At 53.6% G+C, this 12,347-nt stretch carries 6 protein-coding genes; 2 read left to right on the top strand and 4 right to left on the bottom strand.

Translation table 11 applies throughout. The annotated features are described in order from the left end of the window. Nucleotides 1–50: 50 nt before the first annotated feature. The 3 genes from mtgA to arcB all read right to left on the bottom strand — a co-directional run bounded on the left by mtgA (nucleotide 51) and on the right by arcB (nucleotide 4,020). Nucleotides 51–782, bottom strand: a complete 732-nt coding sequence (mtgA, locus tag ACT3RR_RS18100; RefSeq protein ID WP_485902146.1) for a monofunctional biosynthetic peptidoglycan transglycosylase — start codon at nucleotides 780–782, stop codon at nucleotides 51–53. Further along, a complete protein-coding gene (locus ACT3RR_RS18105; RefSeq protein WP_353500785.1) occupies nucleotides 779–1,432 on the bottom strand; it encodes a type 1 glutamine amidotransferase family protein in 654 nt (217 codons plus the stop codon). The genes mtgA and ACT3RR_RS18105 overlap by 4 nt, the downstream gene beginning before the upstream one ends. 248 nt (nucleotides 1,433–1,680) lie before the next feature. Continuing rightward, nucleotides 1,681–4,020: an aerobic respiration two-component sensor histidine kinase ArcB gene (arcB, locus tag ACT3RR_RS18110; RefSeq protein ID WP_353500784.1), complete on the bottom strand. Its 2,340-nt coding sequence runs from the start codon at nucleotides 4,018–4,020 to the stop codon at nucleotides 1,681–1,683. An 870-nt stretch (nucleotides 4,021–4,890) separates the two neighbouring features. Here arcB and gltB point away from each other — a divergent pair. Beyond that, nucleotides 4,891–9,348 carry a glutamate synthase large subunit gene (gltB, locus tag ACT3RR_RS18115; RefSeq protein ID WP_496200867.1) on the top strand — a complete coding sequence of 1,486 codons (4,458 nt, stop codon included), beginning with the start codon at nucleotides 4,891–4,893 and terminating at the stop codon, nucleotides 9,346–9,348. A 9-nt stretch (nucleotides 9,349–9,357) separates the two neighbouring features. Continuing rightward, nucleotides 9,358–10,776 (top strand): glutamate synthase small subunit, encoded by a 1,419-nt coding sequence (locus ACT3RR_RS18120; protein ID WP_353500782.1) that lies wholly within the window; start codon nucleotides 9,358–9,360, stop codon nucleotides 10,774–10,776. A 66-nt stretch (nucleotides 10,777–10,842) separates the two neighbouring features. Here ACT3RR_RS18120 and ACT3RR_RS18125 read toward each other — a convergent pair whose 3' ends face one another. Beyond that, on the bottom strand, nucleotides 10,843–12,261 hold the full coding sequence (locus tag ACT3RR_RS18125; protein ID WP_496200868.1) for a glycoside hydrolase family 1 protein: 1,419 nt from the start codon (nucleotides 12,259–12,261) through the stop codon (nucleotides 10,843–10,845). Between the last annotated feature and the right edge of the window lie 86 nt (nucleotides 12,262–12,347).

Genomic DNA, 12,347 nt, shown 5'->3' on the forward strand with positions numbered 1-12,347 from the left:
CTTTTACGGCGGGATGGGCCGGAAGAAGTCTCTTCTTTGCTAACTGCTGATTAACGCAAGTTATGCTCTTTTAAGAAAGCATCCCCGCCCAGTTGTCCCATCTGCCGTAAAATCCACTGCTGCCTGCGCAGCACATAAGCCGAAGGCGCATTGACCTTGAACAGATGAGGGTTAGGCAGCACTGCGGCCAATAGCGCCGCTTGTGAGGCTGTCAGCCTGCTGGCAGGCTTATGGAAGAAGTGCTGAGCCGCCTCTTCCACGCCAAACACGCCGTCGCCAAACTCAACAATATTCAGATACACCGTGAGAATGCGGCGTTTGCTCCAGACGGTTTCTATACCTACCGTCAAACCGGCTTCCAGCCCCTTGCGCACCCAACTGCGACCATCCCACAAAAACAGATTTTTGGCAGTTTGCTGAGAAAGCGTCGATGCGCCACGGATCCTGGCGTTTTCCTGATCGCTTTTGGAGAGCACGGATTGAATGGCATCAACGTCAAAACCCCAGTGTTCAGGGAATTTCTGATCCTCTGCGGCCATGACTGCTAGCGCCATTGGCGACGATATTTCGCTCATCGGTACCCAGTCAGAATGTGAAACATAGCCAAAATCCCCGGACAGCCATGCCGAAATCTGCCTTTCGACCATCACAGCAGAAAAGGGAACGGGCAAAAAGGAAAACAGCACGATCCCTGCAATCCATACACCGATAACAAAAATTACCAGTCGTTTTAACCATTTTAAGGGGGCTCGAAGCAGAGCCATTCCAGACGATTTCCTCATTCACTCCATTCCATGACACATCTGACCAGCTTATCAATCCCCAGAGCCGCTTGAGTGTCAGAATCTTCTGACAAGCCCCCCGGAGTGCTAACAATCCGCATTTCCATATTGACCACAATATCATCCGCCGGACAGAAAACCGGCTCGGCACCAATTGCATCAAGGAGTTCCGCCCGATCGGCATCTTTTCCTAAGGTAACTCTTATTGATGTATCAAAGAGTTTCGGCGCTAACAATGATGACTGACTGACAAAGCCAATTGGTTTACGTTTCTTATGTATTTCATCCACCAATGTGAACAGTTGTTCATCGATCCTGTAATCGCTTCCATCTTTCTCGAAGGTGGTTAACTGACTAACTACTCCAAATCCGCCACTAAAAATCAGCGCGCTGAGCTGTTCAGGAACCGATTCCTTGAGTGAAATTATTTCATAATCATCAAAATATGAGGATTTTTTTTCGTTAGCGGTAAAGCTAACGTTACACTTTGCAATAAGCTCTTTAATAACAGCGAGTTCAGAGGCATTAGCAACAATAAACAGCGCCTTGTCTGTATGTTTTCTCACCGACATAACGGTCAAAAAAGCGTCTGAAAACTCTGTTCCATTAGAAAAATCACGACTACAAAGGAAAACACCCACAACCTGCATTTGTATTCTCCTAAAAATCCTGCGATAAAGACTTGTAGTTTTGTATAGACAAAGACTAATCTACATCACAGTTTTTAATGAATCTTGTAACAGCAACGCTTATATTTGTTATGTTGATTCATAGAATATGTATTAGACTTTACGTCGAATTGACCAAAACCTGCGAAACCAAAACCCTAAGAATTAACGCGGGTTAACGATTTCCCTGGTGTTGGCGCAGTATTCGCGCACCCCGGCCTAGGCTGGGGTTATTTTTTTTCAGCGTTTGCCGTCCATTCACGTAAAATTCGCACATCATTACGCCATTCAAGCTTCAACTCATCGATCCACTCCTGAACGTTATCCCACCAAGCTGGCAATGTCGGCGTTTGAATTTGCTGTGCTAGCACTTGTAGATGCTTAAGCCCTACCGACCCGGCCGCGCCTTTGATCTTATGGCCCTCTTCCGCAATGCCTTTTTGGTCGCGGGCGACCATGTTGGAATCAAGCACCGCGAGATAATCCGGCATCATTTTCTCAAACATATCCGCACTCTGGTAAATCAGCCCCGGCCCAACCAACTCCATGTACTGTTCCAGCATGGCGACATCGAGCACTGACTCGTTAGCTTTTGCGACCACGGTTTTTTCCTCAGTAGGCAATTCTTCAGGTTGATGATCCCAAAACTGCTGGATCATGGCAGTCAGCGCCGCCACGGAGAGCGGCTTACTCAGTACGTCATCCATACCGGCATCGAGATACTCTTTCTTGTCTTTCAGCACGTTGGCGGTCAACGCCACTAACGGTGGGAGATGCTGGCCGGCATAGTCCTGACGAAGTTTGCGAGCGATATCCAGCCCGGTCATGTCCGGTAGCTGAATGTCGAGCAGCACCAAATCGTATTCGTCCGGATCGAACATTTGCAGTGCGTCGTGGCCATTCATTGCCACGTCAACGCTGTTGCCGAGCTTCTCCAGTACCGAGCGCGCCACGATGACGTTCAGCTCGATATCCTCCACCAGCAGCACGTTCAGCGCCGGCAGCGGCAGATCCTCTTCCTCTTCGCTCTCGGCGACGGGTTCATCAAGCGTAGGCGCGATAACGCTCAGCGTGAAGCAAGAACCCTGTCCCTTTTCGCTGCATACGGTGATATCGCCGCCCATGCTTTGCGCCAGGCGTTTCGACACCGCCAGGCCAATCCCGGTGCCGGTGGCGGGCTTGCCGCCGTTCTTATCTTTCACCTGGTAATACATGGCGAAGATCTTCTCTTGTTCATCTTTCGGAATGCCCATTCCCGAATCCTGCACTTCAAAGCGCAGATGCTCGCTGCCGTCGTGATGGACGCGCACCACGATTTCGCCGTCGTGAGTGAACTTGACCGCGTTACCAATCAGATTCCACAGGATTTGTCGCAAACGGGTGCCGTCGGTAACGATTTTGTCTGGCATCGGCAAATCGGGCTGCATCACGAACTTCAGGCCTTTAGGCTGAACCAGCAAGCCGGAGAGATTTTCCAGATCCGACAGGAAACCGGTGAAGTCCACCGGCTGGTTATCCAACTGCACTTTGCGGCGCTCGAGCTTATCCATCTCAATGATGTCATTGAAAATGTTACCAAGGGTGATGGCGCTGACGTGAATGGTTTTCAGATAGTTGTGCTGCTCTTCGTTCAGATGAGTGTCGAGCAGGATGCGGCTCAGCCCCACGATGCCGTTAAGCGGCGTACGCAGCTCGTGGCTGATAGTAGAGATAAAGGTGGTCTTTTCCCTGCTGGCGTTCTCCAGCGCGTCCTGATAGCGCTTACGCTCGGTAATATCACGCCCGAAGCCCATCAGGCCGTGGCGCTTACCGATACGGTCATAAAACGGCACTTTGCGCAGCTCGAAACAGGCTTTGCGCCCGTCGGGATACACCAGCCACTGCTCGTAGGTTAAAGAGACATTGTGGCGGAAGACTTTCTCATCGGTTTCCACCACTTTCTCGGCAATGTCCGGGCTGTAAACATCATTGGGGGTCAGCCCAATAAGCTGCTTCTCGCTTTTACCGGTCAGCAACTCCATTGCGCGGTTACAGCCGGAGAACTCCTTGTCTTCGTTGCGGTAGTAAACCAAATCCGGCGAGGCATCGAGGAAGGAGCGGAGCAGAGCCGATTGCTGGCTCAGTTCAATCTGCGCCTGTTCGCGGTGGTGCATCTCGAGTTTCAGCTTGTCGACCACGGCCAAACGCGCTTCTTCCGCCTTGATACGGTCGGCGATCTCCTGATTCAGCTGGGTGATGTTGTCCTTCAGCTGCTGATTTAGGGTCAGGTCGCGATGGCGCATCTCTTCGAGCTTATCGACCAAGCGCGACAAACGCTGACGGGACTCTTCCAGCTGTTCGACCACCACCGAGAGGAAATAGACCGCCCAAGGGGTTATCAGCAAACCAAAGAAGATTGAACGCACCACGTCAATGCTATCAACCTGCCCACGCAGCAGCATGGTCACGGCCATTTGCACAATCATCGCCAGCACCACTAGCGCGGATGCCAATAGCAAAGAAAAACGTACCAATCCCAGCTTGACCATCAGATCAACGTAATACTGGGCTAACACTCGGATTTGCTTCATAACCATTCCCTAAAAACGAAGACGATTAAATGATACCGCATAATGCTCGGAAATGAGGCGAAGATGAGTCAGAACCGCGAGCCGGCTATTGCTGCAGGCTTTGCACCCAGACAGGGCTGGTGATGGTGCAAGGGAGTTTAAATCCGTGCAGATATTGACTAATAAGCTGTGTGATATTATTAATGATCGCCTTAACTATTCAGGTTTGCCCCTAATATCCTCAGTCATTCCGCCCTTTCTTCATAAATTCTCCTTAATGCGAATCACTTACATTAAGAATAACTATTCATTATTACTGCAAATAAAATCACTTCTTACTGTATGAATATTTCTTATTATTCTCCCCCTCTTAGTACATTATTACTGTCTGGTTAAAAACAGTCACAAAGCACAGGCGGCAGGCCTTTAGCAGTATAAAACACTGCGATTATCGTCTCTTCTAGCATGGTGCATAGTTAGTGTGGCTACCGGACAGTGAGACAGCTCACACTTCGGCCCCCTATCCGCAACGTCTATGCGGGTTTAAAATCACCAATAAGTTCTTTTATTTCAATACCATAACCTCATTTATGCACATTTTGATATAACTTAAATACCTATTTGACCTGTGTAGGCTTTCTCGCTAAGTTGGGAGTCCGCTGGAAGCAATCTCGACGGGTGCATCACTCGTCATATTTATGCAGTAATTGAAGACTCCCTCATTAAAACAAGTCAACCACCACTTGTGAGAACCGTCACGAGGGGCCTTTGACCGAGAAACTCAGGCATTCAACGCACCGCAAGAGTGCGCGGAAATGTGAGCCCTCTCCGTCTAAAAGCCCCCTCGCAAAAGGTGTGAGAGTCTCGCAGAGCCTGGGGAGGTTCACTAATATGTTGTACGATAAATCCCTCGAGAGGGACAACTGTGGTTTCGGCCTGATCGCCCACATAGAAGGCGAACCTAGCCATAAGGTCGTGCGTACGGCAATCCACGCACTGGCCCGCATGCAACACCGTGGCGCAATCCTTGCCGATGGCAAGACTGGCGACGGCTGTGGCTTACTTTTACAGAAACCCGACCGTTTCTTCCGCATGGTTGCAGAAGAGCGCGGCTGGCGTTTGGCAAAAAACTACGCCGTTGGCATGTTATTCCTCAGCAAAGATGATGAAGAAGCTGCTGCAAGTCGCCGCATTATTGAGGAAGAACTGCAAAACGAAACGCTGTCAGTCGTTGGCTGGCGCGACGTGCCGACTAACCCTGACGTTCTCGGTGAGATTGCCCTCTCCTCCCTGCCTCGCATCGAACAGATTTTCGTGAACGCCCCTGCGGGCTGGCGTCCGCGCGATATGGAACGCCGCCTGTACATGGCGCGTCGCCGTATGGAAAAACGTATTGAAGACAAAGACTTCTACGTGTGTAGCTTCTCCAACGTGGTGAACATTTATAAAGGCTTGTGTATGCCAGCCGATTTGCCACGTTTCTATCTTGATTTAGCTGACCTGCGTCTGGAATCGGCCATTTGCTTATTCCACCAGCGCTTTTCCACCAACACCGTGCCGCGCTGGCCTCTGGCCCAGCCGTTCCGCTATTTGGCGCACAACGGCGAGATCAACACCATTGCTGGTAACCGCCAGTGGGCGCGCGCCCGTGGTTATAAGTTCAAGACGCCGTTAATCCCCGATCTGCAAGACGCTGCGCCGTTTGTGAATGAAACAGGTTCTGACTCCAGCTCGCTGGATAACATGCTGGAGCTGTTCCTAGCCGGTGGTATGGACCTGCTGCGCGCTATGCGCCTGCTGGTGCCGCCAGCCTGGCAGCAGAACCCGGACATGGACGACGACCTGCGCGCGTTCTTCGACTTCAACTCCATGCACATGGAGCCGTGGGACGGCCCGGCCGGTATCGTGATGTCAGATGGCCGCTACGCTGCCTGTAACCTCGACCGTAACGGCCTGCGCCCTGCGCGCTACGTCATTACCAAAGACAAGCTGATCACCTGCGCGTCTGAAGTGGGTATCTGGGATTACCAGCCGGACGAAGTGGTCGAAAAAGGCCGCGTCGGACCTGGCGAACTGATGGTTATCGACACCCGTACCGGCAAGATCCACCACTCGGCAGAAACCGATAACGACCTGAAAGGACGCCACCCGTATAAAGAGTGGATGGAGAAAAACGTTCAGCGTCTGGTGCCGTTTGAAGATCTCTCCGACGCCGAAGTGGGCACTCGCGAACTCGACGATACCCAGTTGGAAACCTTCCAGAAGCAGTTCGCTTATAGCAGCGAAGAGCTGGATCAGATCATCCGCGTGCTGGGTGAGAACGGTCAAGAGGCCGTCGGTTCAATGGGTGACGACACGCCATTCGCCGTGCTTTCGAGCCGTCCGCGCATTATTTATGATTACTTCCGCCAGCAGTTTGCGCAGGTCACCAACCCGCCAATCGACCCGCTGCGCGAAGCTCACGTGATGTCTCTCGCGACCAGTATTGGCCGCGAGATGAACGTGTTCTGTGAAGCCGAAGGTCAGGCGCACCGTCTGAGCTTCAAATCGCCAATCCTGCTGTGGTCTGACTTTAAACAGCTGACCACGCTGGACAGCAAATACTATCGCGCCGACACGCTGGACCTGACTTACGACCCAGCCGAGCAAGATATGGAAGCCTTTGTCGCCAAACTCTGCGACGAAGGTGAGCGCAAAGTGCGCGACGGCGCCGTGCTGCTGGTGCTGTCTGACCGCAATATCGCGCCAAACCGTTTACCTCTGCCAGCCCCAATGGCAGTGGGCGCGCTGCAACGCCGTCTGGTTGAGAAGAGCCTGCGCTGCGACGCCAACATCATTGTTGAAACCGCCAGTGCCCGCGATCCGCACCACTTCGCCGTGCTGCTTGGGTTCGGCGCGACGGCGGTCTACCCGTACCTCGCTTATGAAACCTTGGCGAAGCTGGTCGACACTCAGGTTATCGACAAGAAATACCGCGAAGTCATGTTGAACTACCGTAACGGTATCAACAAAGGCTTGTACAAAATCATGTCCAAAATGGGCATTTCCACTATCGCCTCTTACCGTTGTTCGCAACTGTTCGAAGCCGTGGGTCTGCACAAAGACTTGTCCAATACCTGCTTCCAAGGCGTGGTGAGCCGCATCGGTGGCGCAAGCTACAGCGACTTCGAGCAAGACCTGCAAAACCTGTCCAAACGCGCATGGTTGAAGCGTAAGACGCTGGAACAGGGCGGCCTGCTGAAATTCGTCCACGGTGGCGAATATCACGCTTATAACCCTGACGTGGTGAACACGCTGCAAGCAGCAGTCAGAAGCGGCGAGTACAGCGACTATCAGCAATACGCCAAACTGGTCAATGAGCGTCCGGTTGCTGCCCTGCGCGATCTGTTGCAGATCACGCCAAAAGGTCAGCCGATCCCAGTCGATCAGGTTGAACCAGCCGAAGGCTTGTTCACTCGCTTCGATACCGCAGCCATGTCCATCGGCGCACTCAGCCCGGAGGCTCACGAGTCTCTGGCAGAAGCGATGAACAGCATTGGCGGTCGCTCTAACTCAGGCGAAGGCGGTGAAGATCCGGCTCGCTACGGCACCAATAAAGTGTCGCGCATCAAGCAGGTGGCTTCGGGTCGTTTCGGCGTAACACCGGCTTATCTGGTGAATGCTGACGTCATTCAGATCAAAGTCGCTCAGGGTGCAAAACCGGGCGAAGGCGGCCAGCTGCCGGGTGACAAAGTGACGCCGTACATCGCGAAACTGCGTTACTCCGTGCCGGGCGTGACCCTGATTTCTCCACCACCGCACCACGACATCTACTCCATCGAAGACTTGGCGCAGCTGATTTTCGACCTGAAACAGGTTAATCCAAAAGCCATGATTTCGGTGAAACTGGTTTCGGAGCCGGGCGTAGGTACTATCGCCACCGGCGTGGCGAAAGCCTATGCGGATCTCATCACCATCGCAGGTTACGACGGCGGTACTGGCGCAAGCCCACTGTCATCTGTGAAATACGCGGGCTGCCCGTGGGAGCTCGGTCTGGTGGAAACTCAGCAAGCGCTGGTTGCCAACGGCCTGCGCCACAAGATCCGCCTGCAAGTGGATGGCGGTCTGAAAACAGGTGCTGACATTATTAAAGCTGCCATCTTGGGTGCTGAAAGCTTCGGCTTCGGTACTGGCCCAATGGTCGCGCTGGGCTGTAAATACCTGCGTATTTGCCACCTGAACAACTGCGCAACCGGCGTAGCCACTCAGGATGAGAAACTGCGCCGCAACCACTACCACGGCCTGCCAGAGCGCGTGACTAACTACTTCAAGTTCATCGCTCAGGAAACCCGTGAGATTATGGCCGAGCTAGGCGTGAGCCAGTTGGTTGATCTGATTGGTCGCACTGACTTGCTGCTGGAACTCGACGGCTTCACCGCCAAGCAGAACAAACTGGACCTGTCCGCGCTGCTGAAGACGGCAACGCCACATCCGGGCAAAGCAGTGTACTGCACCGAAAGCAACCCGCCGTTCGACAACGGCAAGCTGAACAAAGACATTCTGGATCAGGCCGCGTCGCATATCGAGACCAAACAGAGCAAGCCGCTGTTCTTCGATATCCGTAACACCGACCGTTCCGTGGGTGCGCTGCTGTCCGGCGCCATCGCTGAGAAGCATGGCGATCAGGGCATGGCGGCTGACCCAGTTCGCATCAACTTCAACGGTACTGCGGGCCAGAGCTTCGGCGTCTGGAACGCCGGTGGCGTAGACCTGATGTTAACCGGCGACGCTAACGACTACGTGGGTAAAGGTATGGCCGGCGGCCGTATCGCTATTCGCCCACCGATTGGGTCGGCGTTCCGCAGCCACGAAGCCAGCATCATCGGCAACACCTGTCTGTATGGCGCAACCGGCGGCAAGATGTTTGCTGCGGGCCGCGCAGGCGAGCGTTTCGCGGTGCGTAACTCCGGTGCTATCACCGTGGTTGAAGGCATTGGCGATAACGGCTGTGAATACATGACTGGCGGCATCGTCTGCGTGCTGGGCCGTACTGGCGTCAACTTCGGCGCGGGCATGACCGGTGGTTTCGCCTACGTGCTGGATGAAGATGGCGAGTTCCGCAAACGCGTTAACCCAGAATTGGTTGAAGTGCTTGATGTTGAAGAGCTGGCAATCCATGAAGAGCATCTGCGCGGTTTGATCACCGAACACGTACAGTTGACCGCATCGACACGCGGTGAAGAGATTTTGGCTAACTGGCCGGAATGGGCGCCGAAGTTTGCGCTGGTAAAACCGAAGTCCAGTGATGTCAAAGCATTGTTGGGTCACCGTAGTCGTTCCGCAGCTGAGCTGCGGGTACAAGCGCAGTAAGAGGTCAAGATGAGTCAAAACGTTTATCAATTTATCGACTTACAGCGCGTTGATCCGCCAAAGAAACCGCTGAAAATCCGTAAAATTGAATTTGTTGAAATTTACGAGCCGTTTTCAGCGACTCAGGCCGCGTCACAGGCTGACCGCTGTCTCTCTTGCGGTAACCCGTATTGCGAGTGGAAATGCCCGGTTCACAACTACATTCCTAACTGGCTGAAGCTGGCGAATGAAGGTCGCATTATGGAAGCGGCGGATCTGGCTCACCAGACCAACAGCCTGCCAGAAGTGTGCGGACGCGTCTGCCCGCAAGATCGCCTGTGCGAAGGCTCTTGTACGCTGAATGACGAGTTTGGCGCGGTCACCATCGGCAACATCGAGCGTTATATCAACGATAAAGCCATCGAAATGGGCTGGCGTCCTGATATGTCTCACGTGCAGCCAACCGGCAAACGCGTCGCTATTATCGGCGCGGGCCCTGCTGGCCTTGCCTGTGCCGATGTGCTGACCCGCAACGGCGTGAAAGCCGTGGTGTATGACCGTCACCCTGAAATCGGCGGTCTGCTGACCTTCGGTATCCCGGCCTTCAAGCTGGAAAAATCCGTGATGACCAAGCGCCGTGAGATCTTCACCGAAATGGGTATCGAGTTCCAACTCAATACCGAAGTCGGCAAGGACATCACCATTGATGCCCTGCTGGCCGAGTACGACGCGGTGTTCTTGGGCGTGGGGACTTACCAGTCCATGCGCGGTGGTTTGGAAAATGAAGATGCGCCGGGCGTTTACGACGCGCTGCCATTCCTGATTGCTAACACCAAGCAGCTGATGGGCTATGACGACAGCGTTGATGAGCCTTACACCACGATGGAGAAGAAACGCGTCGTGGTGCTGGGCGGTGGCGACACCGCGATGGACTGCGTGCGTACCTCGATTCGCCAAGGCGCAACGCACGTCACCTGTGCTTATCGCCGTGACGAAGAGAACATGCCGGGCTCACGCCGTGAAGTGAAGAATGCGCGCGAAGAAGGTGTTGAATTCAAATTCAACCTGCAGCCGCTGAGCATCGAACTGAACAGCGCTGGCCGCGTCAGTGGTGTGAGAATGGCACGCACCGAACTTGGTGCGCCAGACGCCCAAGGCCGTCGCCGTGCTGAGATCGTGGCGGGTTCCGAACATGTGATGGAAGCCGATGCCGTGGTCATGGCCTTTGGTTTCCGCCCACATAAAATGGAATGGCTGGCATCACACGACGTCGAACTGGACACTCAGGGCCGCGTCGTGGCACCTGAAGGCAGCGAAAACGCCTTCCAGACCAGCAACCCGAAAATCTTTGCTGGCGGCGATATCGTGCGCGGCTCTGATTTAGTGGTTACCGCCATTGCTGAAGGCCGCAAAGCGGCAGACGGCATCATGAACTATCTCGAAGTTTAAGCGTAACAAACATGAAAAGCGGGGATGGCAACATCCCCGCTTTTTTTTGCCTTCAACGCTGACTGACTAGAACTGGGTATACAGCCCCTCAAATTCAAAGCCGTTGTTCTGGCTGAGTAATTTGTAGAACTCGCCGCTCTTCTTGATGGTTCGCTGCTGGGTTTTGAGGTCCAGCGCAATCAGCCCGTAACGGTTTTTATAGGTATTCAGCCACGACCAGCAGTCGATGAAGGTCCACAGGTGGTAGCCTTTAACGTTGCAGCCCTCGCTGATGGCCTGATGCAAGTAAGCCAGATGGTTTTGAATGAAGCCGATGCGATAGCTGTCCTGCACTTGCCCGTCTTGAATGAAACGCTCTTCATCCGCCACGCCCATGCCGTTTTCCGAGATATAAGCTTCGATATTGCCGTAGTTGTCGCGGATATCCACGCACAAATCGTAAATCCCCTCTTCGTAGATTTCCCAGCCACGGTAAGGATTGAACTTGCGTCCCGGCATCACATAGCTTTCGAAGAACCATTCCGGCATGAAAGGCGATTGCGGATCCACCGCCGTCAGCCGCGCCTTAACTCGCCGAGGTTCGTAGTAGTTGATCCCCAGAATCTGCACGGTGTTTTCGGCGATGATTTGCAAATCCCCCTCTTCAATTACCGGCATCTGATCGTGCTTCTTCAGCACATCGACAAGTTCAGCCGGGAACTCACCTTTAACTGATGGGTCGAGGAAGCTGCGGTTATAGAACAGATCGGCGTATTTCGCGGCCTGCACGTCGGCCGGATTTTCGCTGCGCGGATAGCTCGGGCTGAGATTCAAAATCACGCCAATCTTGCTGTTCAGACCGTGGCTCTTGAAGGCGCGGACTGCCATGGCGCTGGCGAGAACCGTCGTGAACGCCACCTGAGCGGCACGCTTGAAATCAACCACGTTAGGATAGTGGAAGTCTTCTAAAAAGCCGCCCAGCACCGGCACAACCGGCTCATTGAAGGTAAACCAGCGATAGACTAAATCACCAAACTCGCGGAAGCAGACGTCGCAGTAGCGGACATAGGCTGCCAGCACCTCGCGATTCTCCCAGCCGCCTTTGAGCATCATGGCTTCTGGCATGTCGAAATGGAAAAGATTCACAAAAGGCTTAATGCCTTGCTGGGTCAACTCTTCCAACACTTTGCGGTAGAAAACGATGGCTTCGGCACAGACTTCGCCATCGCCCTGCGGGAACATTCGCGCCCAGGAGATAGAGATGCGGAAGGAGTTATGCCCGGTCTCCTTCATCAGCTGGATGTCTTCGGGATAGCGATTAAAGAAGTCGGTGGTGACGTCGGTGTTAATGCCGTGGTGAAAGCGATTCGGATATTTATCCCAAGACATGTCCCATTGAGTGCGGCCCTTGCCCGTATTACCGCGACCTTCCGCCTGCTCTGCCGACCAGGCGCTGCCCCACCAAAAGTCCTGTGGGAAAGATAAAAACTGTGGTTTCAGCTTCATGCGAGCACCTCCGCAGACATCTGATTCCCTTCATTGATTGCAGCAACGCCTTGGTGTTCAACATTCAATACGTCCATACCCATCCT

Origin of the sequence: Ewingella sp. AOP8-B2-18, from assembly GCF_052376015.1 — a bacterium.
GTDB classification, from domain to species: Bacteria; Pseudomonadota; Gammaproteobacteria; order Enterobacterales; family Enterobacteriaceae; genus Ewingella; species Ewingella allii.